Genomic DNA, 23,833 nt, shown 5'->3' on the forward strand with positions numbered 1-23,833 from the left:
GAATCTCCCTGAGGTCATGCGGGCGGATATACCGCACGCGCGTAATCGCCCACCCGGGCGATCAACCGATCGAAGAACTCCCGCGGCTCGGTGCCGACGACGATGTCGGCATTGAAGTCGCGGCCCCACATTCCCGCCCAGTCGGCGACCGTGGCACCCCGCGTGAGCGTGCCCGCCAACTCGACATCCACGGTGGCCGAACGGATGACGGCCAGCGCCGGATCGAGCGCGACCGCCGCGGCGAACGGGTCGTGCATATGTGCGAGGTAGCCCTGGTCGTAGCGGCGATGGAATTCGAAGTAGAACCGCACCGCGTCGGTCACGAACCGGATCAGGGGATTGCTCGCCTTCGACTCGGCCCCGGGCGTGTCGTCGGCCGACAACCGCTCCACCGGAAGGCTTTCCGCGCGTTCGGCCAGCCGCACCAGGTGCTCGGGATACATCTCGATGGTTTCGGTGATGTCCAGGCCGCACACGAGGGGGCGGCGATCGGCCGGTGCGGCGGAGAAGGCGTCGAAGACCTCCTTCCACGCCTCCGGATCGACGTGCACATTCCATTCGTTGGTGGGTGTGGTGTTGCCCGGATAATTGAAGGCGCCGCCCATCACCACCAATCGCCGCAGCAGCAGCGGCAGTCGGGGTTCCAGCCGCAGCGCCAGCGCCAGCGTGGTCAGCGGTCCGGTGGCCAGTCCGACGATCTCTCCCGGATGTGCGCGGGCGAGGTCCACCCACAGTTGGGCGCCCGCCCGCGGTGACAGAGCCCGGGGCGAGGGCGGCAGCTCGGCGTAGCCGACGCCCTGCGGTCCGTGGGTGTCCTCGGTGGTGCGCAGCGCGATCGCCAGGGGTTGTTCGGCGCCCAGGGCCACCTCGATCTCGGGCGCCCGGCACAGATCCAGCAGCGCGAGATTGTTCGCCGCCACCCGGGGCGCCGGTACGTTGCCTGCCGTGGACACGATTCCGGCGATCTCGGCCTGCGGGCTCGCGAGCAGGTAGAGCAGCGCGAGCGCATCGTCGATACCGGTGTCGACATCCATGATGATCTTCTGCCGCACGACAACGAGCCTAGCGGCTGCCTTCCTACTCGTAGGAAGGCAGGACGTAGCCCTCGGTCCTGGGCTTGAACATCTTCTCCATCAGCGGTTGCATCGGTCGCGAGGTCACCACCCGCATGAGCGTGCGTGCCAGGTACACCCCCAGCCGAGTGTTGGGGCACAGCGATGTGATGCCGCCGCCGGGCAGCTGTTTGGCCTTGTCCAGGAACGGCGTGACCTTCTGCTCGTAGCGCGCCAGCGCCGCGGGCAGATCGCCGGGCGCCGCAGCGATCTCACCGGCCAGGATGTAGGCGCCGACCAGCGCCATCGCGGTGCCCATCCCGGTCAGCGGCGACCCGCAGAACCCCGCATCGCCCAGCAGCGTGACCCGCCCCGACGACAGCGTCGGCATATCGATGCGGGCGAGTTCGTCGAAGTAGAAGTCCGGCGCCTCGCCCATGGCGTCCAGGATCAGCGGGGCCCGCCAGCGCGCATCGGCGAGGCGTTCGCGGATGAACCGCTGCTGGGCCGTCGCATCCCGGTGCAATGCGGGATCCGCGTCGGCACGCAGGGCGATGATCGCCTTGGCAGTGGCCGGATCGCGATCGGGTCGAATGCCGAAGAATCCGCCCGGTACCGTGACCCCGGTCAGCCAGCCTTCTTCCATGCCCGCGGGCGTGGGCAAGGTGAAGAAGGACATGTAGCCGCCGAGATGGGTGGCGAACCGTTCCTCCGGCCCGAACACCAGCTGTCGCGTCGCCGAATGCACACCGTCGGCGCCGACGAGCAGGTCGAAACGCTCACTGCGGCCGGAGGCGAAGGCGACCTCGACGCCGTGGTCGTCCTGATCGACGGCCTCGATCCGGTCACCGTAGCGGTAGTCCAGGTCCCCGCCCTGCTCGGCGAGCAGATCCAGCAGCACTTGGTTGAGATCACCGCGGGAGATCTCGATCTCGGCGGCGGGGCCCTCGCCGCCGAACATGTCCGAGGTCATCCGCGCATAGACCTTGCCATTGTCATCGGCGTAGGCCCACCCGACCTCGTGCACCCGAAGTTTGTCGATCCCCGGCATCAGGCCCATCCGGTCGGCCACCTCGCGGCTGGGGCCGCGCAGATCCACCGCCTGCCCGCCCGGGCGCGGAGCGGCGGCCCGCTCGACGACGGTGACCCGGATACCGGCCCGAAGCAGTTGCAGCGCAACGGCATTACCGGCGATACCACCGCCGGAGACGAGGATATGCGGGGTGGTGGGGGTGCTCATGATGTCGTTCCTGTCTTTGGTTCCAACGTCTTAGACAAATGTGTAACACGACGATGAGACGAGTGTCTAGAACATTTGTCTAAGCCGCTGATAGGGTGGGGTGATGGGAAACCGAGAAGACCTCCTGGCGGGTGCACGCAGGGCGATCCTCGAGCGGGGCCTCGCCAAGGTGACCGCCCGTGACATCGCCTCCGCCGCCGGTGTCAGCCTCGCCGCCATCGGCTACCACTTCGGCTCCAAGGACCGATTGATCTCCGAGGCGATCACCGAGGCGACCGGGACTCTGATCGGCGATGCGATCGAGGCGGCGATCCGGGATGCGGGACAGGGGCGTTCGCTGTGGGAGTCGATCGTGCCCACCTGGAACGGCATGCTGGATGTGGCGCAGCAGCAGCGCGAGCAGCTGGTGTTGAGTTACGAGAACGGCGCCATCATCATGCGCTCGCCGGAACTGCAGGTGTACCTGTCGGATGCGTCCGAGGGCGCATACGCCGATCTTGCCGCGGTGCTGCGCGAACAGCATCCCGACCTGTCCGGCAAGGAAGCTCGGGCGCTGGCCAAGTTCTTTTTCTTCCTGTTTCAGGGCTTGACCATGATGTGGCTGCTGGCCCCGAGTAGCGACCTACTCACCAGCGAGGACATCGAGTTGGCGGTCAAGGCGTTGCGCGGCAAATGAGATCCCGGCCGACAGCATGCCGGAATCATGGGTGCGAGCCACGGCGGCTATCGGGTGAAAGCTCAGCATCCCAAGCGGGTTCGTCCTCACCATAGGGGTGAGCGGGCCAGGGGTAGTCGGGGTATTCGGCCAGCGCCGGGCGGGCGGTGACCGTGGTGCCGTGGATGACGGTGGTGTCGGCGCCCACCACCTGCGCGGGCGGGTGGTCAGGCGTGCGGCCCGGTGCCTGCAGCAGCCAGGATCCGGTGCGGGCCAAGGCCGCCCGTACATCCCGTCCACGGCCGTCGGCGGCGCGGGCGGTGAGGGCATCGAGGACACCGGCGGCCAGCAGATAGCCGGTGGCATGGTCGAGGGCCTGGGCGGGGAGTGCCCCCAGCGACGAATCGGGATCGGCCGCTTCGACGATCGAGATGCCCGAGGCGGCCTGCACGATGCTGTCGAAACCGCGCCGGTGACCCCAGGGACCGGATTCGCTCCAGGCGCAGACTCGGCCATGGACGATGCCGGGGCGGGTGGTCGCGGCGGCGATCCCGGCGGATTCCAGTGCGCCGGGGCGGTAACCGGTGATCAGGACGTCGGCGGTGCGCAGCAGGTCCAGTAGCTGCGGCAGCCGGGTGCGGATGTCGAGCAGGGCCGACCGCTTGCCCTGGCACAAGTCGACGTATTGGAACCCGAGTTCGGGCAGGTGGGGCGGGTCGACGCGGAGCACATCGGCGCCGAGGAGGGCCAGCGCGCGCGTGGCGACCGGGCCGGAGATGACGCGGGTGAGGTCGAGGACACGCAGGCCGCGCAGGGGGTGCATCGCGGTCGGGGCCGGAAGGGCGAGGGGTTCGCCGTCATCGTCGCGAGTATCGAGGGCGATGAGGGGTCCCGCGGCGGCGGCTCGTCCCTGCGGACTGCCTGCCCATTCCTGCTGCGTGCGCACGCGCACGGCGATCGCGCCCGACTCGGCCGCGCGATCCTCGATATCGGCGGCGGACAGGGTGGCGATGCGCTCGGCGGCACCCGCTCTGTCGGTGTCGTCGGGCAGGCCGAGGACCGCCAGCAGCCGGGCGCGATGGTGAGGATAGTTGGCGTGGGTGCGGATCCAGCCGTCGGCGGCGCGGAAGAAGCCGGACAGTTCGGCGAAGGCGTCGACCGGTGCACCGTCGAGGCGCATCAGCTTGTCGCTCTGGAACGAGGCCGCGATCCGTTCGGGAACCAGCTTGTGGCCCAACGGTTCCAGCCCGCGTGCCAGCCGCCATCGGTCGGCCGCACCCGCGAATGCCGCGACGCTCCCGGCCGCCAACGGCCACACAGGTAGTGTCGCAGCGAGATACGCGCCGGGATCGGTGGTGAGGGGGATACTCGTCGCCGAGACGCCGACCCCGGACTCGTAGTCGTCGACCAATCGCTGATGTGCATCCACAATCCGAACAGTAGTGCGTCCAGGAGGCCGAATCGTGGAGGGAAATATCACCGATACCACCTGGCTGCGGCAGTTGCGCGGCGGGCCGGAGGCGCACACGGTGCTGGTGTGCTTCCCGCCCGGCGGTGGTTCGGCCAGTGTCTATCGACCGCTGGCGCAGCGTCTGGGCACGGGGATCGCGGTTGTCGCGGTGCAGTATCCGGGGCGGCAGGATCGGCTCGGTGACGCGATGATCCCGGACCTGACGGCCATGGCCGATCAGGTGGTCGGCGATCTGCTGGCATGGACCGCATGGCCGCGCGTGGCGGTGTTCGGGCACAGCATGGGTGCCACCGTGGCCTTCGAGACCGCGCGGCGGCTGCAAGCCAAGGGGCGGGAGGTGATTCACCTGTTCGTCTCCGGGCGCATCGCCCCCGACGCGCCGTATTCGAATCGGCTGCACCAGGGTTCGGACGCGGATCTGATCGCCGAATTGGAGCGGCTGGCCAACGATCCCGAGTCGGTGGCGATCCTGCGCAGCGAACCCAGCCTGGCCGAGGTCGTGCTGCCCGCTGTGCGCAGCGATTACCGGGCGGTCGAGACCTACGCCTATCGGCCCGCAGAACCGTTGCGCTGCAGTGTCTCCGCGCTGCTGGGCGACGCCGATCCCACCGTGACCGCGGAGCAGGCCGAGCAGTGGCGTCGCCACACCAGCGGAGAGTTCGACCTGGCGCTGTTTCCCGGGCGGCACTTCTACCTCGACGAAAAGGTGCCCGAGCTGGCGCGATTCGTGAGTAGTCGGCTGCGGTGATCGGTTACTGGCAGTTCTCGACAGTGGCTTCGGCCAGTGCGGAGACCACGTCTTCGGCGCGTTGGCGGCGGCCGAAGCTGCAGCGCTGGCGCACCGCGCCATTGCCGCGGGCGAATATCGTTGCCAGCGAGTCGATGACGAGCCGATGATCGCCGAGCCGGTCCAGAGCCGGGCCGATATCGTCGACGAATTCGACGAACAGGGTTCGGGCGGGAGCGATCCGGCCGTCGGTGGGGTCGAGCAGATTTCCGCTCACGCCCGTATGCGCCGCCCGCCAGTAGGCCGCGTGCAGTAATTCCGGGGCGACCGGTGGTGCGGCGGGTCCGTCGGCCGACGCCGTGCGCGCGGTCATCACCGCGGCCCGGATCAGTGTGGCCAGCAGGATCGTCTCATCGGCGGTAGCCGGGACGTCGCTGATGCGGATCTCCACCGTCGGGTAGGTGTGCGAGGGGCGGATATCCCAGTACACCATGGCCGGATCGAGGATGACGCCGCTGGACAGCATCGTCTGCACCAGCGTGTCGTAATGGTCGACGGAGGTGAAATGCGGTGGCGGACCGGCGCTGGGCCAGCGCCGCCACTGGATGTTGCGCCAGCTGGCGAAGCCGGTGTCGGCGCCGCGGTAGATCGCGGAATTCGCGGTGAGGGCCAGAAACAGCGGCAGCCGCGCACGCAGGAAGTTGCTCACCTCGACGGCTACCGCGCGGTCGGGCACCCCGACGTGCACATGGCAGCCGCACAACCCCTGTTCCTGCGCGAGCACACCGAAACCGTCGGCGATGCGGCGATACCGCGGGGTGTCGGTGACCGACAGGGGCACGGGAACGGTCGGCGGCAGTGCGGCCGCCAGCATCCGGGTCCCGTTCTTCTCCGCGCAGGCGGCGCTGGTGCGGCGCAGGTCGCGCAGCTCGCGCAGGAGTTTCGCCGAGTCGGTGTGCACGCGGGTGCGCGTTTCTATCTGGCAGCGCGACAGCTCCAGGCCCAGCTCGAGACCGACGTCGGTGGCCGTGTGCGCCACCTCGACATTCATCGGCGCGGGTACAGCCGTGCCGGGATCCACGAGGAGGAACTCCTCCTCTACCCCGACCGTCGGCGGGTCGATCTCCACTCTCGCAGGCTACCCGTCGGCACCGGCCCGTGACCTCGCATTCACACCTGCTGACCTGTGCTGTTACGAGGTCGTGAGATAGCCGTTGCGCCGGGATATCCGCCAGTAACCGAGCCAGGACACCGCGACCGCCAGCACCACGAGCATCCGCACCAGCTCCAGGGCGTCGCTCGGATACAGCACACCGGTGAGGTAGTGGTCGATGAATCCGCTCGACGGCAGCCCGGCCGCACCGGCCCGGCCCCGTGCCCAGTTCTCCAGATGGGTCAGCGGGCAGTCCCAGCCGACCAGCACCGTGCTGAAACCCCAACAGACCGTGGCGAAATGGGTCCAGAGGGTCCACCGCCATCGCCACGCCAGAAATCCACCGACCACCAGGTAGGCGAGGAACAGGAAGTGCACACCCGCGGTGGCGTCCGCCAACAGCCGGTACATCACACTCATCAGCGTATTCGCCGCGGGGTGGTCAGCCCAGATACTGCGACTCGAGTACCAGATCCTTCAGCAGCGACTGGTATTCGACGTGGGCGGGATGGTCGGTGGTGTGCCAGCTGTGGCCCTCGTTCTCGCGCATATAGCGCAGGTAGTCGGGCGCGCCGGGCAGGCGCATATTGTCGGCGACCACGACCGTGCCCGGATGCAGCCACCCGGCGGCGAGCAGGGTGCGCAGGTCCGGCAGATAGGAGGTCTTCATATGATCCAGGAAGACGAAATCCAAGGCGCCGAAACCGAATCCGTGGTCGATGGCCAGCCGGCGCAGCGTGGCGCCGCCGTCGCCGATGCGGCCCACCACGACGTTGACCTGCTTGCCCAGCCCGGCATGGTCGAGGATCGAGCGGGCGATCTCGGCATTGGCCGCGCTGAACTCGACCGATACCAGCCGCGCCCCGGGCCGCAGCAGCCGACCCATCCGCACGGCGCTGTACCCGCAGTAGGTGCCCAGCTCCAGCAGCAGCCGCGGTTGGGCACTGCGGACCGCGGCATCGAGGATCAGGCCCTTCTCGTCGCCGATGGTGACCAGCATGCACCGGTTGCGGGCGAAATCGTCGATGGTGGCCAGGACGTCGTCCGGATCGCCTGCGGTGGCGTGGGCCAGGACGTGATCGCGCAGCACGGCCTCGCGGCCGTCGCCGACCTGTCCGGTGCGTTGGAAGGTCGGCAGCCCCAGTCCGAGCCGGACCCAGGACCACCGCGCGAACGGCACCCGATCTCGCAACTTCGCACTGATGCCCGTGCCGCTCATATGTCCTCCAGTGCCGGGGTTCTACTGATTATGCGCGGAGAGGCGGTGCCGGCGAATGCCGAGATTCCTGGGGTGATGGGGTGTTCCGCGGGTGGGGTTGCGGGTCAAGCGTTCTCGGCGGCCACGAGGGCGGGCAGTTCGTCCAGTCCGCTGATTCGCCAGTCGGCGTGGTCGGCGCCGGGGGAGTCGCGGTGGATGAAGGCCCACGGGCCGCGCAGCAGGAAGGCCGCGCGCAGTCCGGCCGCCGTGCTGGGGACGACGTCGTTATCGACCCGGTCGCCCACGTACAGAATATGCTCACGCGCGCACGGCGCGGTCGCGGCGACCTTATCGAAGAATTCCGGATCCGGTTTGCGCGCACCCCAATCCGCGGAGGTCGAGATGTAGTCGGTAGGCAGATCCAGATCGCGCAGCAATCCGGTGGTGCGGGCGGGCTGATTGCCGACGATGCCGACCCACACGCCCAGCTCCCGCAACGCCGACAGCGCCTGTCGCACATCGGGATACAGGTCCTGTTCGGTGATGGCCGCGCCCATCGCGGCATCGAGCAGCGGTGACTCGCGGGCGAGGTCGAATCCGGGGCGGAAGATCTGGAAGACCTCGGAGTAATCCCGCCCGGCTGCGATCACGCCGCCGAGCGTGCCCATGAAGGTCAGTCGCGGGACCCCGATCCGGTCGGCCCACTGCTCGAACCGGCGCGTCTCGTCCACCAGCGTCTCGCCGACGTCGAATACCACTGCTTGGATCACTGCGGCAGCCTACGGGCGAAATCGCCTAGCGCGCATCCTGATTACCAGTTGAACGGCTCGTAATCCTTGAGGAAGCAGCCGAACAGGTCGACGCCGTTCTCGCCGCGCACGATCGGGTCATAGACGCGGGCGGCGCCGTCGACGAGATCCAGCGGGGCGTGGAAGCCCTCCTCGGCGAGGCGGAGCTTGGTGTAGTGCGGGCGTTCGTCGGTGATCCAGCCGGTGTCGACGGCGGTCATGAGGATGCGGTCGGATTCGAACATCTCCTGGGCGCTGGTGCGGGTGAGCATGTTCAGCGCGGCCTTGGCCATATTGGTGTGCGGATGGCCCGGACCTTTGTAGCCGCGTCCGAACACCCCCTCCATGGCCGACACGTTGACGACGTACTTGCGCCGAGCCGGGGAGGCGGCCAGCGCCGGACGCAGGCGAGAGATGAGGACGAACGGGGCCACCGAATTGCACAACTGCACCTCGAGCAGTTCGGTGGCGTCGACCTCGCCGACGGTCTGCACCCAGCTGTTGGTGTGCGCCAGATCCGGGACCAGGCCACCGGCGTCGATGGCGACACCGCGCGAAATGCGTTCGGGCGTGGCCGATCCCGCGACCAGAGCCAGGTCGGTGATGTCGGCGCCGGACAGCGACGGCGTGAGCGAGGCGGTGATCGCCGCGGGATGGGCCTGCATGGTTTTGCCGAAGCTGATCGTGTCGGGCAGTTCGCCTGCGGGCAGCGGCCCGTTCTCGGCCTCCACGAGGGCGCTGTAGGCGCCGGGGGAGCGGCGCACGGTCTGGGCCGCGTTGTTGATGAGGATATCCAGCGGGCCGTGCGCGGCGACATCGTCGGCGAGGGCCACGACCTGCGCCGGATCGCGCAGGTCGATACCGATGATGCGGAGCCGGTGAATCCAGTCGGCGCTGTCGGGCTGGGCCTTGAAGCGGCGGATCGCGTCGTTGGGGAAGCGGGTGGTGATGGTCAGGTGGGCCCCGTCTCGCAGCAACCGCAGCGCGATGTACATGCCGATCTTCGCGCGCCCGCCGGTGAGCAGCGCCCGGCGGCCGGTCAGATCGGTGCGCGCATCGCGTTTGGCGTGGCTCTTGGCGGCGCAGTCCGGGCACAACTGGTGATAGAAGGCGTCGACCCGGGTGTAGCGCTGCTTGCAGATGTAGCAGGGACGCGGCCGCGCGAGCTCACCGGCAATGGCCCCGGACGTAGTGGAGGACAACGGAATACCCGCGGTCTCGTCATCGATCCGATTCGGCGACCCGGTGGCCGTGGCCGCGACAACGGCCCGATCGGCCGCGGAGACTGCATCGCGCGCCTCGACCCGTCGCCGCTTCTTGAGCTTCTTGAACATATGCCCAACAGCGCGCTGAACCACCACCGAATCCGGATGATCCTTGTCCAACTGCCCCGCCTGCTCGAGCACCCGCAAACAAACGGCCAGCTCATCCGGATCGATAACCGGCTCCAGCGCCGTCGCGGCGGTCATCGTCGAGTCGTGATCGGCCATCGTCGTGTGGTGCAATCCTTCGTGCGGGGTCTTTGACCTGCCCATTGTCCCATCGCCTCGGGTGTGGCCCCGCACACGGCCCGTCCTCCCCGGGCGGAGGCTCAGGTCCCGGACTTCACCCAGATCATGTCGCGGCCGGTTTCTGCTGGGCGTGTTTCTCGGCCGGGACCGTGCGGACGAGGTGGTAGCCGAGGCGCTGGGGGACTGCGGCGCTGCGGGTGTTGGCTGCGTCGCAGTGGATTTCGATGCGGTCGATGCCCGGGAGTTCCAAGCCGATGCGGGTCAGCTCGGCCGTGCAGCGGGTGACCACGCCGCGGCCGGCGTGGGTGGCGACGCACCAGTAGCCGAGTTCGAGGGCGCCGGGGCCGAGTCGGTCGACCACGGTCATGCCGCCGAGGACCGCGCCCCCGGCGTCGAAGATGCCGTACCGGAAGGCGCCGTCGGGACCGGGCCACTCGGCGGCCTTCTCGCCGAATGCGCGCTGCCCGTCGAGGGATGCGAACTCGTCGAAATCGTGGGTCCACGGGCTGAGGTGGTCGTAGGAGGCGGATATCGCCTCGAAGCGGGGGACGAGATCCTCTGGTCGCCACTGGCGCATCAATAGATCGCCCAGGTCTACCTCGGTCGGAGGGGCGACCCCCGGTGGCAGCGCCGCGGCCGGTCTGGTTTCCATTCGGCGATTCTGGCCGCCATATCTTCAGGAGTGCAACGGAATTCGGCCACCGCCGATGTGGTGGACGTATGGCTGGGGGGCAAAATGCGCGGTGTAATGACATTGATGGACTAATTGAATTACCCTGGCATGGTGGCCAGATCGGGTTCGGAGGAGATCACCGGCTACCGCAACGACGGTGTCGGTGCTGCCGTGGCGCTGATCAACGCGGTCACGGCCGACGGCGACGACTCGGCCGAGTTGCTGCGAAAGCTGTTGAGTGGATTCAACTTTCTGGTTCCGGAGCCGCTGACCCCGCGGCAGGCCGGACAGTTGCGCGAGTGGGCGCGGCGGCTGCGCCCGGTCTTCGCCGGGGCCGAGGGCCGGGTGGTCGATGCGCTCAACGAGCTGATGGCCGAGGTGGCGATCCAGCCGCACATCTCCGACCACGGACTCGGCCCCCACCTGCACTACGGGCGGCCGGGCGCGGGCCTGGTCGACCGGGTACGGGCCAACACGCTCATGGGACTCGCATTCGTGGTGTGCGACTTGGGATCCGCGCGGCTGGGCGTGTGCGCAGCGGAAGGCTGCGACCGGGTCTATGCCGATATCGCCCGCGGGCCGCGACGGCAGTTCTGTTCCAAGACATGTCTCAACCGCAGCACGGTCGCGGCGTTCCGGGCGCGACGCGCGAGAACCTGATCGGTGGGCCACCATGCAGACCTCCGCCCGCCGCACCCTGTTCGTTCTCGCCGCAGCACTGCTGCTGATGAAGTCGACCTGGTTCTCCGCGAGCGCCGTCATCCCCCAGGTTCGACAGGAGTGGCGGCTGACGCCGGATGCGGCGGCGTGGTTGACGATCGCGGTGCAGTGGGGTTTCGTGGCGGGTGCGGTGCTGTCGGCGGCCTTCGTCGTCTCCGATCTCATTGCGCCCGTGCGGTTGATCTTCCTCGGATCGGTCGGGGCGGCCGGTGCGAATCTGGCCCTCCTGATCACCCATTCGGCGTTCACCGGGAGTCTGGCTCGCTTCGCCACCGGGTTCTGTATCGCCGGAATCTATCCGCCCGCACTGAAACTCGTCCCGACCTGGTTCCGGGAACGCCGCGGCGCCGCCATGGGCCTGCTCGTCGGCGCCCTGGCCGTGAGTTCCGGTGTGCCGCATCTGGTCAACGGTCTCGGCGGACTCGACTGGCGCACCGTCATCATCGCCACCTCGGTGCTCACCCTCGTCGGCGGTGTGCTGACGCTACGTCTCGTGCGGGAAGGCCCCTACCCCTTCCCGGCACCGCGATTCGATCTGCGTCAGGCCCCGCGGATCCTGCGCGACCCGGGCACCCGCCTGGCCGTCATCGGCTACTTCTGCCACATGTGGGAGCTGTACGCCATGTGGACGTGGTTCCTGTTGTTCTTCACCGCCGCCCTGACAGCGCACGGCAGCACCGATTCCCTGGCGGCGGCATACGTGACATTCGCCGTCTTCGTCGTCGGCGGGCTGGCCAACTACACCGGCGGTGTGCTCGGCGACCGCTTCGGCCGCGAACGCACCGCCATCGTCATGATGGCGCTCTCCGCCGCCTGCGCCGCAGGCATCGGCCTGCTGATGAACGCCCCGCTGTGGCTGCTGATCACCGTCGGGCTGGTGTGGGGCTACACCGTGGTCGGAGATTCCGTCCAATTCTCCGCTCTGGTCACGGAATTGGCCGATCAAACGGTCGTCGGCACCGCGCTCACCCTCCAGATGGCCTGCGGCTTCCTGCTGACCGGTGCCACCATCTGGCTCGTGCCCGCCGCCGAACAGCTCGTCGGTTGGCGCTGGGCGTTCGCGGTTCTCGCCGTCGGCCCGCTGGCCGGTATCGCGGCGATGTGGCGCCTGCTCAGGCTTCGCTCCGCGTGCCTCGTCGTCTGATACCGATTGCCCATTGACCTGTGCGGCCCCGGACGCAATACTGAACCAGATGGTTCAGCATGACTTCCTCGACGCCTCGTTCGCGGCACTCTCGGATCCCACCCGCCGCGGGATTCTGGAGTGGCTCGGCCGAGGACCCGCGACCGTCAGCGAGCTGGCCGACCGCTTCGAGATGACCCTCACCGGCATGAAGAAGCACATCCAGCTGCTGGAGGCCGCCGGCATGGTCGCCACCGAGAAACGCGGCCGCGTGCGGTACTGCCGACTCGGTGACAATCGCCTCGACCGGGAAGCGGCGTGGATCCGCGACTACCGGCACATGCTGGAAGCCCGCATGGACCGTCTCGGACAGTTTCTCGAGCGAACGGACAAAGAACCATGAGCACCGACACCACGACCGACGCCGTCGTCACCACCCCCACCGACCGTGAGATCCACATCGAGCGCATCTTCAACGCGCCGCTCGAGCGGGTATGGGACGCCTATGCCCGCATCGAACAGCTGGTGCAGTGGTGGGGCCGCGGCAACCAGCTCGACGTCGAACGCTGGGAGTTCCGCAAGGGCGGGCACTACCGCTTCGTCGAACACTCCGACGGCGAGACCCACGGCTTCGAGGGCCGCTTCCGCGAGGTCACCCCGCGCGAGCGCATCGTGCAGTCCTTCGAATGGGACGGCATGCCCGCCCATGTCGCCATCGACACCACCACCTTCGTCGATCTCGGTGACGGACGCACGAAGGTGGTGACCGACAGTCAGTTCCACACCCCGGCCGAACGCGACGGCATGCTGCAGTCCGGGATGGAATCGGGCCTCAACGAAAGCTACCGCGCCCTCGACGCCTTGCTTGCCGCGAGCTCCTGAGCAGCGGGTATACGTGCCGGTCGGTGCCGCGTCACCGACCGGCGCTCCCGGGCCGGCGCGAAGCTAGGCTGGTGGGGTGAACGTTGAGGTGACGCCCCTGCCGGGTATCGGCGTGCGGAAGGACTTCTCGATCAAGAGCGGTCGTCGCCGGATCGGCGTCATCGATCGCCGCGACGGCACGATCGACCTGATCGTGGGCAAGGCCGACAACCCCGATGTCACCGACCAACTACCCCTGACCGCGGAGGAGGCGGCGGCGCTGGCGAATCTGCTGGGCGCACCGCAACTGGTCGCGCAGTTGCGCGCCGACCATCGCGATCTGGAGGGGGTGAACACCCGGCAGTTCCCGGTCCTGCGGGGCTCGCCCTATGACGGACGCGAGCTGGGCGAGACCGAAATGCGCACGCGCACCAAGGCATCCATCGTCGCGGTGATGCGCGCGGGCCACGTGCACCCGTCGCCGGGGCCCGATTTCACGCTCACCGCCGGTGATCTACTGGTCATCGTGGGAACGACCGAGGGGCTGGAAGCCGCGGGCAAGATCCTGACCGACGGCTGATGCCGACGGTGTGATGGCAACACGACGCAGGCTTCGGCGCTGGGTGCTGTACCCGCTGGCGTTTCTGCTTGCGGCGCTGGTGATCTCGATCGCGGCGGGCTACGCGTTCTACCGGTTCACCCTGTACAAGGCCGGACCGCGACAGACCGGCCGACTCGCCCTGATCAATGCCACCGTTCTCGCCGGTCCCGAACTGACGCCGATTCCGGGGGCGACCCTCCTGATCGAAAACGGTGTCATCGTCGCCGTCGGGCGGGAGATCGCGGTGCCACCGGATGCCCAGCGGCGCGATCTGTCCGGCCGAACGGTGCTGCCGGGCCTGATCGACTCTCATGTGCACCTGTCCGCGCCGCAGCGAGCGCGCGGCGAGGAGGTCGGATTCTGGGACATGCCGGGGGTCATCGCCGACTGGTATCGCTTCCACCCCGGCAAACGGAAGAACTTCCTGCGCCACGGCGTGACGACCGTGCGCAGCATGGGCGACGAGAACGGCTGGGTGCACGACTTCCGGCGCCGGATCGCCGAGGGCGAGCTGGAGGGCCCGCGGTTGCTCATCGCCGGGCCGCTGTTCACCACGCCGGGCGGGCATCCGATCGCGACGTTCGGCGTCGAGGCGAAGTCGGATTCCGTGCGCGTTCCCGACCGTCCGGAACAGGCCCGCGAGATGGTGCGCACGCTGGTCACCGGCGACGACCCGGTCGACCTGATCAAGGTCGTCCAGGAACGCGGAAACCCGGAACGTAAAGTGCTGGAACCGATCCGGCCGGATATCCTCGCCGCGATCATCGACGAGGCGCACCGGCACGGCACGAAGGTCTTCGCGCACTGGGGAACTCGCGAAGATCTGGCCGACCTGCTCGCCGCCGGAATCGATGGCCTGGACCACCTGGAGCCGCGCGGGGTGCTCGACGGCTGGCCGGAGGGCACACCCGCGGTGCTGGTTCAGCGCGGGATCACGCTCGCTCCGACGCTGGCCGTCACCGACCCGGTCTTCACGCCGGAGACCAAGGCCGCGATCCGTGCCCGGCTCGGTGAATTCCGCGCCGCGGGCGGCCGGATCATCGCGGGCAGCGACGCCGGAATGCCGGGCGTCTACGCCGGTGACGGCTTGATTCGCGAACTCGAACTCCTCGTCGCGGCCGGTCTCACGCCACGCGAGGCGATCATCGCCGCCACCGTCACCCCCGCCGCCGCACTACACACCGACACGATCGGTGTGATCGAGCCCGGCCGAATCGCCGACCTCCTCATTGTCACGGGCGACCCCCTGTCCGACATCACCGCTCTGCGCAAGGTGGATTCCGTTCTGCGCGAAGGTCGAACGGTCGTCGACAACGGCTGAAGCCGCCCGAGGAGCTAGGGGCCGACCAGGGCGGCGAGACGGTCGGCGTAGGTGTTTCGGGACAGCTGGCGGGCCCGGTCGGCCAGGCGATCGCGCAGGGCGGCGGGGATCTCGTCGCGGACGTGGACGAAAGCGTCCCAGACCACCTCGGGGATGTCGGCGGTCAGGGCCGCGAGGAAGTCGTCGAGATCGTCCATGCCGTCGATGATTTCGAGGACGCGGGTGCGGCCCGCCTCGTCTTGGGCCAGGGCGACGTCGACGAGTACGGGGATGTTGTCGCTGCGGGTGGCGGCGAGGACGGCCGCGAGCAGATGCTCGCGGGTGAGGTCGCCGAGGCAGGACGCGATGATGGGCTTGGCCGGGTCGGGGAGCGCGTCGACCAAGGGGAGCACATCCGGCCAGAGTTCGTATTCGGCGGCGGTCTCGATGATCTTGCGCAGCACCGCCGGATCGGCCATCACCGGCAGTCCGGCCATCCGGCGGCGATCGGCGTCGGTCATGGCCAGGGCGATCGGGATCAGGGCGTCCCAGCGTCCCGCGGCGTCGGCCTCGCGGATCAGTTCGGAGAGTTCGTCGTCGGGCTTGCCGGCGACGCGGTCTGCCACGAACGCCAGCGGCCCGTCGGGCAGATGCGTCGCCAGCGGCAGCAGATCCAGCCACAGGCCCTGCTCGAGCGCGACATCCATGACCGCGGACAGCACCGGCTCGGTGTGCACGGCCCGACGCTGGGCGAAGACGGCGAGGCTGTCGTGGCTCATGGCCCCGGTGACCGGCAGCAGCGTGGCCCAGGCGTCGAGTTCGTGCACGGCCTGCACGAGACTGTCGAGGACCTCACCGCCCAGTTGTGCGCTCAGATCGCCGATGCGGGCCCGGTTGGCCGGATTCACCGTCGCCAGCAGGTCGATGCCCTCGGCCCACATATTCTGCTCGTGGGCGGCGCGGACGATGCCCGGCAGCCGGTCGGCGACGATCTCGAGCAGCGAATCCATACTCGATTTGTCCTCGAGCAGATACCCGACGCGCAGCAGGTCGGCCTCGTCCATAACCGCGGCCGCGGCCCGCATCATCTCCTCCGGCACCACACCCACGAAGCGGCCCATCGTCACATGCTCACCCCGCGAGAGCAGTTGGCGAGCCACCTCGACCACCATGCGCGTGGGCACCTTGGGAATGATGGCGGCGGTGCGGCGCGGATCGAGCGCAATGGTGGCCTCCGCCAGGAACGGCGCGGGCAGGGCCTTGGCGATATCGACGGCGCGGGCCGGTTCCACCGACGCGGCCACCGCCGCGCACAGGGCGGGCCCGAAGGCGCGCTCGGCGGCCTTGGCGGCGATGGGTGTGGGCACCAGTTTCGTTGCGGCGGCGACGCGTTTGAGCTTCGCGGCATCGGCGTCGAACAGCAGGTCGGTGGCGCGGTCGCGGAACGACCGGATCGACTCCGGCGGCAGGTGGGTCAGGAAGTCCAGGGCGTCGGAGTCGGGGATGCCCAGCAGGCGTGCGAGTTTGGTGGTTTCGGCGCGGGCGAGCAGGCGATCCGTCACAGGCCCAACGCCTTCTTCACGGCCGGGCGCATCAGCCGGGGGATGAAGTCCATCGACGAATCGATCGCCCCGGCAAGGTTGTTCGACCGCCGCGCCTGCGCGGCGCGCAGCAGGCGATCGAGTTCGGCGAGTTCGGCGTCGGACAGCGTGGCGAACTCCGGCGGGAGCGCAGCTCCGAGCGTGCGGGCGAGCACTTCGGCGGACATCGGTGGGCCTCCAGATATTTGGTGCGTGCGATCAGCGGGACGAGTATTCGATCGGGCTGTTGTCCGCGCGCAGATCGTCGATGAAATTGGCGATCGCCTCCACCACCAGCAGCGGTTCGGTGATCGGCAGCCAGTGATCGGCGGGTAGCCGGTAGCACCACAGCCGGTCCACGCCGCGCCGCACGTGTGCATCGACCGCCGGGACGGCCGCGGCGTCGGCGCGGTCGACGATCAGCTGCACGGGCACCGCGGTGCGGCGCTCGCGCGGATTGCGCAGGTGATGAACGAGATTGGCGGCGACGATGCGGCCACCGGCGGCGAGATCGGCGGGCCAGGTGCGGGTCAGCGGGATCGGCCGGGCCCGCAGCCGAGGCCAGCGCAGTAGGCGGCGCCCGAGTACCAGCCAGCCCAGACCGGGCAGCTTCCACCACCGGGTGTGCGGAAATCGGGGTTGCCGCAGCGACATTCCGAGATGGTCGAGGCTCGGTGCGCCGAGCGCGGTGGCCGAGGCGATCCGGGTGTTGGCGCGGCCGTCGTAGATCGCCTCCCACACCTGGATCGCGCCCCACCCGTGACCGGCCAGGTGCACGGGCCGGTCGGGGGAGACCGCGTCGATGACGGCGTAGAGGTCGTCGGCCAGACGAGTGAGCCGGTAGCCGTCCGTCCGCCCGGGGGCGGCGGAGCGGCCGTGGCCGCGAACGTCATAGGTGACCACGCGGAAACCATCGGCGAGCATGCGCGCGACCTCGTCCCAGACACGGTGGGTGTCGGTGATGCCGTGCACCAGGACCAGCGTGTCGGCATCGGGGATGCCACGCTCGTAGACGGCCAGCTCGAGGCCGGCGCCGCGCACGATGCGGCGCCGTGGGCGGGTGACAGTGTCGTCGGGCAGCTGAGTCATCTCGTTCACCTCGGGGTGCGGTCGTGCCGCACCAATTCGTACCGCCAGTACGATGACCGATACTGGCAGTACGAACCGGCGGAATCAATGCCCGGCCGAATGGAACCACTGTGGAGTGGATCACAGTGAAGCGACGCCTAAAGTTCGCCTTCGTCCCGGCCTCCGGAGTGCGGACATGAACCGTACCGCTGGTACGTGTATGCTCCGGAGGTAGAGCACTCACCGCATTCGGAGTCGAGCCACCGTGTCCCGTGCCAGCAGCAGATCCGTTCCCCGGATCACCCGTGAGGAAATCGTCGACGCGGCCATCCGGGTGATCGACCGCGACGGCCCGCGTCCGAGCATGGACGACATCGCCCGCGAGGCCGGTATCACCAAACCGCGGCTGTACCGGCAGTTCGCCGACAAGGCCGATCTGTACACCGAGATCGCCGATCGGGTGTCGCGCAACGCCTTTGCCGCCACCGGCGAGGATATGACGCTGATGCTGCAGCCGCCCCGGGTGGCGCTGCAACGGGTGTTCGCCCGCTACGCCGAGGGAATTCTGCAGCACCCCAACGTCTTCCGATTCCTGGCCCAGGCGCCGGTGGTGCAGAGCACCGACGGTGCGGTGCTGCAGTTCGATCTGGGGCGCGATGCCGCACGGCGATTCACCAAACTGGCCCGCGCGATCGCCGAGGCGGTACCCCTGGACACCGACGGCATCGACTATCTGTCGCGCGCGGTCGTGGGCGCGGTCGTGGCCATTACCGATCTGTGGCTCGAGGACGCCCCCGAACCGTCCGCCGAGCAATTCGTCGATCAGGCCACCGAACTGGTGTGGGGGCTGATCGACGGATTCCTGCGCCGCCGTGGCATCGCCGCCGACGCCGAGACGCCGATCTTCACCACATTGGCCGAGGTCAACCAGGCACATGGCACGGACTGACGGATATTGTTGACATCGCGCCAATAGTGCTGCCACTCTGGTCCGCACGAGGGCCGGTATGGGCCGGTGGGCACGAGACGAAGGATGCAACGATGGTGCGGCGGGCGTGGAGTGACGACGAGGTCGAGGCCGTACGGGAGCTGGCGAGGACCTTCTTCGAGAAAGAGGTGATCCCGCACGAGGAGAAGTTCGTCGCGCAGGGCCATCCCGACCGCGAACTGTACAACCGGGCCGGGGAACTAGGGCTGCTGTGTGCGGCGGTGCCCACCGAATACGGCGGCGGCGGAGGCACGTTCGCGCACGAGGCGGCCATCATCGAGGAACAGTCCTATCTCGGTGACGGTGCGCTGGGCATGCCGGTGCACTCCTCGATCATCGCGCCCTACCTGCACGAGTTCGGTTCCGAGGAGCTCAAGCGCCGCGTGCTGCCCAAGGCGGCCAGCGGCGAGATGGTGCTGTCGATCGGCATGACCGAGCCGGGCACGGGATCGGATCTGCAGAACATCAAGACCCGCGCGGTGCGCGAGGGCGACGAGTACGTGATCACCGGCTCGAAGATCTTCATCTCCAACGGCTGGCTGTGCGACGGCATCGTCATCGCCGCCAAGACCGATCCGACCAAGGGCGCGGCGGGTGTCTCGCTGATCTTCGCCGAGGTCAGCGACGACACGCCCGGATTCAAGCGGGGCCGCATCCTGTCCAAGATCGGCGGCAAGGCCCAGGACACCGCCGAGCTGTTCTTCGACGGTCTGCGGGTGCCCGCGCAGAATCTGCTCGGTGCCGCCGAGGGGCAGGGCTTCTATCAGATGATGCAGCTGCTCGCGCAGGAACGCCTGGTCACCGCGATCATGGCGGTGGCCATGATGGAGAAGGCCGTCGACCTCACCGTCGACTACACCAAGGGCCGCGAGGCATTCGGCAAGCCGCTGTTCGCGATGCAGAACACCCGGTTCGAGCTGGCCGAGTGCGCCACCCTCGCGCGGGTGAGCCGGACCTTCCTCGATGATGCGATCGTCAAACACCTGCGCGGCGAACTCGACATTCCGACGGCGGCCATGGCGAAGTACTGGCTGACCGACCAGTTGGGTATCGTGGTGGATCGCTGTCTGCAACTGTTCGGTGGCTACGGCTATATGACGGAATACCCGATCTCCCAGCTGTACACGGGCGCTCGGGTGCTGCGCATCCTGGCCGGCGCCAACGAGGTGATGAAGGATCTCATTGCCCGCTCACTCTGATATCCCCGCGCGTGCCGTCGCCGTCGATGCCGACCCGTCGGCGCGGCGGCGACGGCTGGAGCCGGACGAACGGCGCGCCCAGATTCTGGAGTGTGCGATCGAGATGTTCGGCGAACGCCCGTACGCTGCCGTGTCCACCGCCGAGCTGGCCCAGCGTGCCGGTGTGGCGCGCGGGCTGATCAACCACTACTTCGGCAACAAGCGCGACCTGTATCTGGCCGTCGTGCGCCGGATGGTGACCCTGCCGCGGCCCGACCACATGGTCGTGCCCACCGGCACCACCCGCGAGCGGGTCGACGCCAGCGTGTCGTGGTTGCTGAACACCATCGGCGAACACGGCAGCACGTGGGTGAAGGTGACCGGCCACGAGGGCATCGGCGACGACCCGGAGGTCCAGCGCATCCTCGACGAGGCCGACGATGCCGCCGCCGACCGCCTGCTGCAGATGGTCGGCCTGAGCGGCTCCAAGCACAGCGCCGAACTGCGCGCCCTCGTGCGCGCCTACGGCGGCCTGGTCAAAGCCGCAGGCCGAGAATGGATCACCCGCGGTTCCCTCACCCGCGACCAGGTCCACCACCTGCTCGCCGACATGCTCCTGACCCTGGTCACCAAGTCCTTCCCCAAGGTCGAACGGGGAGCCTAGATGGCAACCTGCACCTCGCCGGGGTAGATCATCTGCGCGGGTGGGCGCGCGGTGCGACGGGCCACGGGGTAGTAGAGCGCGGCTGTGACGAGGATGCCGACGATCCACGAGATGTCCGCGCCGCCGAGCAGTTCGGTGATGGGGCCGGTGTAGAGCTGCTGGGCCAGGAACGGGATCTGGGCGGCGACGCCGAGCGCATAGCAGCCCAGCGCCGGGAGGTTCCAGGAGCCGTAGCGGGCGGTGGGATCGTAGAGGGCGGGGATGTCGATGCGTTCGCGGGAGATCAGGTAGTAGTCGAGCAGGTTGATGGTGCTCCACGGGGTGAAGACCATCAGCAGCACGAGGACGAAGTTCTTGAAGTTGTTCAGGAAATCCGCGCTGGCGGCCAGGGCGATGAGGACCGAGACGGTGGTGAACGCCAGGATGTAGAGGATGCGGGCGGGACGGGAGATGGTCGTGCGCCGGTCGAATGCGGTGACCGTGGTCAGCATCGACATGAAGCCGCCGTAGGCGTTGAGGACGTTGACGGTCAGCTTGCCGACCACGATCACCAGGTAGATCAGCACGGCCATGGCGGCTGGCCCGGCGAGGGTGCCGAGGAATCCGACCTGGTCGCGGGTGAAAGCCGTTCCGGCGCAAGCGGCCACCAGCGCGCCGAAGGTCATCGACCACTGCGAGCCCAGCACGGTTCCGGCGAAGGTGCACCAGAAGGTGGCTCGGGCGCCGGTGGTGCGGGGCAGGTAGCGGGAGTAGTCCGCGACGTACGGCCCATAGGTCAGCTGCCAGCTCGCGCCGAGCGACACCGCCAGCAGGAAGGTCGCCGCCTCGAATCCGTGCCCGCCCAGTTGCGCACCGACGTCGTAGTGGGTGAACAATCGCACCGCCAGGTAGGTGAACCCGATGATGCCGACCACGGTGGCGATCCGCCCGACCACATGGATCAGCCGATACCCGACCACGGCGACCACGGCGGTGAGCGCCCCGAAGACGACTATGCCGACGGCCGGGTCGTCGATACCGGCGAGCTTGCCGATCGCCTGACCGGCCAGCACCGTGCCGGTGGCGGCGAACCCGAGATACATCAGGATCACCAGCACCAGCGGCACCACCGCGCCCCGGACCCCGAATTGTGCCCGGCTGGAGATCATCTGCGGCAACCCGAGCCGCGGGCCCTGCGCGGAATGCAGCGCCATCACCACCCCGCCGACCAGATTGCCGATCAGTGTGCCCAGGATCGCCCACACCGCGTCCGCGCCGAAGACGACCGCGAGCGCGCCGTCGACGATCGCGGTGATCTGCATATTGGCACCGCACCAGAGGGTGAACTGGTGGCGCGGTTGGCCGTGCCGCTCGTCGTCGGGGATGACGTCGATGGTGCGACGTTCGGGAATGAGGACCACTTCGCGGCCGCCGTCGTTCATGGCGTCCATCGAAGCAGCCGAGACCGGCTTGCCAGCGGGTTTTCCGGGCAGATCGTGCTGCGGCTTATGCTGCGGCCGAACGGGTTCCGATGACCACGGTGGCGTAACCGTCCTCGGACTCGGCGATCGTCGGCGTGAGACCGCACTCGGCGAAGACGGCCGCGGCCACCGGCGCCTGGGCCGCACCGGCTTCGACGAAAAGATGCCCACCCGGGGCGAGCCAGCGCGGTGCCTCGGCCGCCACGCGGCGGACGATATCCAGGCCGTCGGAGCCGCCGTCGAGTGCGGTGTGCGGTTCGTGATCGCGGGCCTCGGGCGGCATCTGCGCAATCATGGCGCTCGGGACGTACGGGGTGTTGGCCAGCAACAGCGTGACCCGGCCCGCGAGGTCGGGGGGCAGCGGTGTGAACAGATCGCCCTCGAACACTCGGGCGCCGAACGATGCCAGGTTCCTGGCGGCACAAGCCACTGCGGCCGGTTCGATATCGCTGGCCACCACCTCGACCCGCACACCCGCCGCCGCCAGCTCGGTGGCCGTCGCCAACCCCAGTGCCCCGCAGCCACAGCACAGATCGACCACCACCGCCGCCTCGGTATCGGCGCGCGCCAGCGCCTGTTCGACCAGGAACTCCGTGCGCCGCCGCGAGACGAACACCCCCGGCGCGACCGCCACCCGCAGCCCGCGAAACTCCGCCCAGCCCAGCAGATGCTCCAGCGGCACCCCCGAAACCCGCCGGGTCACCAGCGCTTCCAGTTCATCGGGGGACGCGGCGGCCGCGGTCAGCAGTGCCGCCTCGTCCTCGGCGAACACACATCCGGCCGCGCGCAGGCGCGCCACCAGGGAGTCGATATCGGGTGCGATCACCCGACCATTCTCCGGACCGATCCGGCGCCGGTCGACCTGCTTACCGTGCGGCCGGCAGCAGGAAGGTCCGGGTCGCGTCGAGGTAGATGCCGCGCTGAGCGGCCTTGTTCGGTGGCGGCAACTGGGAGACCAGCTGATCCAGCGAGGTCATCGCGCCCACCACCCGGGTGCCGGCGACGATGAAATCGGCGACCGCGCGGCGGATATGGTTCGGCGAGGTGACCACCACGGCGCTATCGGCACCGGCGTTGCGCAGCAGGCGCGTGCCGAACAGGGCGTTCTGCACCGTCGAGTTCGCCCGGTCCTCCACCAGCACCCGGGAGGCCGGGATGCCGTGCCCGGTCAGCCAGTTCGCCATCGCGGCCGCCTCCGGCACCCCGTTCTGCGGATTACCGCCCGTCACCACGATCGGCGACATCGGCGCGGCAATGGCCTGCACCCACGCGGCGGTCAGCCTGCCCACCAGCTCCGGTCGCATACTGCCGTCGGGCAGCAGGCCGTAGCCGAGCACCACGATCCCGGTCTGCGGGCCGACCAGGGCTGGGAGCGGATTGGGGAGGGTGCCGACGGCTGCGGCGATGGCGCCCAGGACGTTTCGGGCGCCCGCGGCCATGCCCGGATTGACCGCGCCGAGACGGGTCAGCGCCACCTCGCGGGTGATGACGTCACCCACGTAGTCCGACCAGATGGCCTGCAGGGCCAGCGCCTGCGTGTCATCGGGGGTCACGGCCAGCAGCTGCGCGAGATCGGCCAGCCCGGCCGAATCGTTGCCGTTGAGGAAGTTGGTCTGTGCGGAGTTGTACAGGGGGATGGGGCCGCCGGCGGTGGCGGTCGCCGCGAACGGTCCGGCGAGGACCAGCGCGGCCGACGAGGCCGCGACGAGACATTTGAAACGCCTTGCGATCTTCACAGCAGTCGACACCTTTCCCGAACGAGCAGGGGTCACGCACGTGTTGCCAGCAAGTGGCTCGAGGACGGCCATTTCCACGATACGAC

At 68.7% G+C, this 23,833-nt stretch carries 26 protein-coding genes; 11 read left to right on the top strand and 15 right to left on the bottom strand.

Going from position 1 to position 23,833, the window contains the following annotated elements; translation table 11 throughout:
- Positions 1–14: 14 nt before the first annotated feature.
- A complete protein-coding gene (locus IU452_RS22440) occupies positions 15–1,034 on the bottom strand; it encodes a nucleoside hydrolase (protein ID WP_195111290.1) in 1,020 nt (339 codons plus the stop codon).
- 43 nt (positions 1,035–1,077) lie between these two features.
- A complete protein-coding gene (locus IU452_RS22445; protein WP_195111090.1) occupies positions 1,078–2,292 on the bottom strand; it encodes an FAD-dependent monooxygenase in 1,215 nt (404 codons plus the stop codon).
- Between the two features lie 103 nt (positions 2,293–2,395).
- On the opposite strand from IU452_RS22445, the gene IU452_RS22450 reads away from it, so the two are divergent.
- Entirely contained in the window at positions 2,396–2,968 is a 573-nt protein-coding gene (locus IU452_RS22450) for a TetR/AcrR family transcriptional regulator (protein ID WP_195111091.1), read from the top strand.
- A 25-nt stretch (positions 2,969–2,993) separates the two neighbouring features.
- Here the strand turns inward: IU452_RS22450 and IU452_RS22455 are convergent, their stop codons facing one another.
- Positions 2,994–4,376 (bottom strand): CoA transferase, encoded by a 1,383-nt coding sequence (locus IU452_RS22455; protein WP_195111092.1) that lies wholly within the window; start codon positions 4,374–4,376, stop codon positions 2,994–2,996.
- A gap of 34 nt (positions 4,377–4,410) precedes the next feature.
- On the opposite strand from IU452_RS22455, the gene IU452_RS22460 reads away from it, so the two are divergent.
- Positions 4,411–5,166 (top strand): thioesterase II family protein, encoded by a 756-nt coding sequence (locus IU452_RS22460; protein ID WP_195111093.1) that lies wholly within the window; start codon positions 4,411–4,413, stop codon positions 5,164–5,166.
- 4 nt (positions 5,167–5,170) lie between these two features.
- Here IU452_RS22460 and IU452_RS22465 read toward each other — a convergent pair whose 3' ends face one another.
- The 6 genes from IU452_RS22465 to IU452_RS22490 all read right to left on the bottom strand — a co-directional run bounded on the left by IU452_RS22465 (position 5,171) and on the right by IU452_RS22490 (position 10,447).
- Positions 5,171–6,274, bottom strand: coding sequence for a glutamate--cysteine ligase (locus tag IU452_RS22465; protein WP_324192756.1), 1,104 nt, complete (start codon positions 6,272–6,274; stop codon positions 5,171–5,173).
- 63 nt (positions 6,275–6,337) lie between these two features.
- Positions 6,338–6,709, bottom strand: a complete 372-nt coding sequence (locus IU452_RS22470) for a DUF2784 domain-containing protein (protein WP_228818595.1) — start codon at positions 6,707–6,709, stop codon at positions 6,338–6,340.
- Positions 6,710–6,740: 31 nt separating this feature from the next.
- On the bottom strand, positions 6,741–7,517 hold the full coding sequence (locus tag IU452_RS22475; protein ID WP_195111094.1) for an O-methyltransferase: 777 nt from the start codon (positions 7,515–7,517) through the stop codon (positions 6,741–6,743).
- A 104-nt stretch (positions 7,518–7,621) separates the two neighbouring features.
- Positions 7,622–8,266, bottom strand: coding sequence for an HAD family hydrolase (locus IU452_RS22480; RefSeq protein ID WP_195111095.1), 645 nt, complete (start codon positions 8,264–8,266; stop codon positions 7,622–7,624).
- A gap of 41 nt (positions 8,267–8,307) precedes the next feature.
- The gene (locus IU452_RS22485) at positions 8,308–9,774 is read right to left on the bottom strand and encodes an SDR family NAD(P)-dependent oxidoreductase (RefSeq protein WP_228818521.1); all 1,467 of its coding nucleotides are present in this window, start codon (positions 9,772–9,774) and stop codon (positions 8,308–8,310) included.
- A gap of 124 nt (positions 9,775–9,898) precedes the next feature.
- The gene (locus IU452_RS22490) at positions 9,899–10,447 is read right to left on the bottom strand and encodes a GNAT family N-acetyltransferase (protein ID WP_228818522.1); all 549 of its coding nucleotides are present in this window, start codon (positions 10,445–10,447) and stop codon (positions 9,899–9,901) included.
- Between the two features lie 132 nt (positions 10,448–10,579).
- On the opposite strand from IU452_RS22490, the gene IU452_RS39230 reads away from it, so the two are divergent.
- From IU452_RS39230 to IU452_RS22520, 6 genes are all read left to right on the top strand, one after another.
- On the top strand, positions 10,580–11,128 hold the full coding sequence (locus IU452_RS39230; RefSeq protein WP_195111096.1) for a CGNR zinc finger domain-containing protein: 549 nt from the start codon (positions 10,580–10,582) through the stop codon (positions 11,126–11,128).
- A 13-nt stretch (positions 11,129–11,141) separates the two neighbouring features.
- Positions 11,142–12,332 carry an MFS transporter gene (locus IU452_RS22500; RefSeq protein ID WP_195111097.1) on the top strand — a complete coding sequence of 397 codons (1,191 nt, stop codon included), beginning with the start codon at positions 11,142–11,144 and terminating at the stop codon, positions 12,330–12,332.
- A gap of 49 nt (positions 12,333–12,381) precedes the next feature.
- Positions 12,382–12,714 carry an ArsR/SmtB family transcription factor gene (locus IU452_RS22505; RefSeq protein ID WP_195111098.1) on the top strand — a complete coding sequence of 111 codons (333 nt, stop codon included), beginning with the start codon at positions 12,382–12,384 and terminating at the stop codon, positions 12,712–12,714.
- Entirely contained in the window at positions 12,711–13,193 is a 483-nt protein-coding gene (locus tag IU452_RS22510) for an SRPBCC family protein (protein ID WP_195111099.1), read from the top strand. Before IU452_RS22505 ends, IU452_RS22510 begins: the two co-directional genes overlap by 4 nt.
- Positions 13,194–13,269: 76 nt before the next feature.
- Positions 13,270–13,752, top strand: a complete 483-nt coding sequence (locus IU452_RS22515) for a cation:proton antiporter regulatory subunit (protein WP_195111100.1) — start codon at positions 13,270–13,272, stop codon at positions 13,750–13,752.
- 13 nt (positions 13,753–13,765) lie between these two features.
- Positions 13,766–15,094, top strand: coding sequence for an amidohydrolase family protein (locus tag IU452_RS22520; protein ID WP_195111101.1), 1,329 nt, complete (start codon positions 13,766–13,768; stop codon positions 15,092–15,094).
- A gap of 14 nt (positions 15,095–15,108) precedes the next feature.
- Here IU452_RS22520 and IU452_RS22525 read toward each other — a convergent pair whose 3' ends face one another.
- Genes IU452_RS22525 through IU452_RS22535 form a run of 3 tightly spaced genes read right to left on the bottom strand, consistent with a single transcriptional unit; the run spans position 15,109 to position 17,742 of the window.
- Positions 15,109–16,635, bottom strand: coding sequence for a hypothetical protein (locus IU452_RS22525; protein ID WP_195111102.1), 1,527 nt, complete (start codon positions 16,633–16,635; stop codon positions 15,109–15,111).
- Positions 16,632–16,841: a hypothetical protein gene (locus IU452_RS22530; RefSeq protein WP_195111103.1), complete on the bottom strand. Its 210-nt coding sequence runs from the start codon at positions 16,839–16,841 to the stop codon at positions 16,632–16,634. Before IU452_RS22530 ends, IU452_RS22525 begins: the two co-directional genes overlap by 4 nt.
- Before the next feature lie 31 nt (positions 16,842–16,872).
- Positions 16,873–17,742 carry an alpha/beta fold hydrolase gene (locus IU452_RS22535; protein WP_195111104.1) on the bottom strand — a complete coding sequence of 290 codons (870 nt, stop codon included), beginning with the start codon at positions 17,740–17,742 and terminating at the stop codon, positions 16,873–16,875.
- A gap of 244 nt (positions 17,743–17,986) precedes the next feature.
- On the opposite strand from IU452_RS22535, the gene IU452_RS39235 reads away from it, so the two are divergent.
- From IU452_RS39235 to IU452_RS22550, 3 genes are all read left to right on the top strand, one after another.
- Positions 17,987–18,670, top strand: coding sequence for a TetR/AcrR family transcriptional regulator (locus IU452_RS39235; protein WP_195111105.1), 684 nt, complete (start codon positions 17,987–17,989; stop codon positions 18,668–18,670).
- Between the two features lie 92 nt (positions 18,671–18,762).
- Positions 18,763–19,908 (top strand): acyl-CoA dehydrogenase family protein, encoded by a 1,146-nt coding sequence (locus tag IU452_RS22545; RefSeq protein ID WP_195111106.1) that lies wholly within the window; start codon positions 18,763–18,765, stop codon positions 19,906–19,908.
- Complete coding sequence (locus tag IU452_RS22550) at positions 19,892–20,551, top strand: TetR/AcrR family transcriptional regulator (protein WP_228818523.1); 660 nt, start codon at positions 19,892–19,894, stop codon at positions 20,549–20,551. The genes IU452_RS22545 and IU452_RS22550 overlap by 17 nt, the downstream gene beginning before the upstream one ends.
- Here the strand turns inward: IU452_RS22550 and IU452_RS22555 are convergent.
- The 3 genes from IU452_RS22555 to IU452_RS22565 all read right to left on the bottom strand — a co-directional run bounded on the left by IU452_RS22555 (position 20,548) and on the right by IU452_RS22565 (position 23,747).
- Positions 20,548–21,972: a cytosine permease gene (locus tag IU452_RS22555; protein WP_195111295.1), complete on the bottom strand. Its 1,425-nt coding sequence runs from the start codon at positions 21,970–21,972 to the stop codon at positions 20,548–20,550. The two genes, IU452_RS22550 and IU452_RS22555, sit on opposite strands and share 4 nt — an antisense overlap.
- A gap of 64 nt (positions 21,973–22,036) precedes the next feature.
- Complete coding sequence (locus tag IU452_RS22560) at positions 22,037–22,837, bottom strand: putative protein N(5)-glutamine methyltransferase (protein WP_324192757.1); 801 nt, start codon at positions 22,835–22,837, stop codon at positions 22,037–22,039.
- A gap of 40 nt (positions 22,838–22,877) precedes the next feature.
- A complete protein-coding gene (locus IU452_RS22565; protein WP_324192758.1) occupies positions 22,878–23,747 on the bottom strand; it encodes a YdcF family protein in 870 nt (289 codons plus the stop codon).
- Positions 23,748–23,833: the final 86 nt, after the last annotated feature.

This window comes from Nocardia transvalensis, from assembly GCF_015477765.1.
Lineage (GTDB): Bacteria > Actinomycetota > Actinomycetes > Mycobacteriales > Mycobacteriaceae > Nocardia > Nocardia transvalensis_A.

Bases quoted from the DNA above. Each gene is read 5' to 3' on its own strand.
- IU452_RS22440 (WP_195111290.1), bottom strand. From the start codon at position 1,034: ATGGATGTCGACACCGGTATCGACGATGCGCTCGCGCTGCTCTACCTG.
- IU452_RS22445 (WP_195111090.1), bottom strand. From the start codon at position 2,292: ATGAGCACCCCCACCACCCCGCATATCCTCGTCTCCGGCGGTGGTATC.
- IU452_RS22450 (WP_195111091.1), top strand. From the start codon at position 2,396: ATGGGAAACCGAGAAGACCTCCTGGCGGGTGCACGCAGGGCGATCCTC.
- IU452_RS22470 (WP_228818595.1), bottom strand. From the start codon at position 6,709: ATGTACCGGCTGTTGGCGGACGCCACCGCGGGTGTGCACTTCCTGTTC.
- IU452_RS22475 (WP_195111094.1), bottom strand. From the start codon at position 7,517: ATGAGCGGCACGGGCATCAGTGCGAAGTTGCGAGATCGGGTGCCGTTC.
- IU452_RS22485 (WP_228818521.1), bottom strand. From the start codon at position 9,774: ATGGCCGATCACGACTCGACGATGACCGCCGCGACGGCGCTGGAGCCG.
- IU452_RS22490 (WP_228818522.1), bottom strand. From the start codon at position 10,447: ATGGAAACCAGACCGGCCGCGGCGCTGCCACCGGGGGTCGCCCCTCCG.
- IU452_RS22500 (WP_195111097.1), top strand. From the start codon at position 11,142: ATGCAGACCTCCGCCCGCCGCACCCTGTTCGTTCTCGCCGCAGCACTG.
- IU452_RS22505 (WP_195111098.1), top strand. From the start codon at position 12,382: ATGGTTCAGCATGACTTCCTCGACGCCTCGTTCGCGGCACTCTCGGAT.
- IU452_RS22510 (WP_195111099.1), top strand. From the start codon at position 12,711: ATGAGCACCGACACCACGACCGACGCCGTCGTCACCACCCCCACCGAC.
- IU452_RS22520 (WP_195111101.1), top strand. From the start codon at position 13,766: ATGGCAACACGACGCAGGCTTCGGCGCTGGGTGCTGTACCCGCTGGCG.
- IU452_RS22530 (WP_195111103.1), bottom strand. From the start codon at position 16,841: ATGTCCGCCGAAGTGCTCGCCCGCACGCTCGGAGCTGCGCTCCCGCCG.
- IU452_RS22535 (WP_195111104.1), bottom strand. From the start codon at position 17,742: ATGACTCAGCTGCCCGACGACACTGTCACCCGCCCACGGCGCCGCATC.
- IU452_RS22545 (WP_195111106.1), top strand. From the start codon at position 18,763: ATGGTGCGGCGGGCGTGGAGTGACGACGAGGTCGAGGCCGTACGGGAG.
- IU452_RS22555 (WP_195111295.1), bottom strand. From the start codon at position 21,972: ATGAACGACGGCGGCCGCGAAGTGGTCCTCATTCCCGAACGTCGCACC.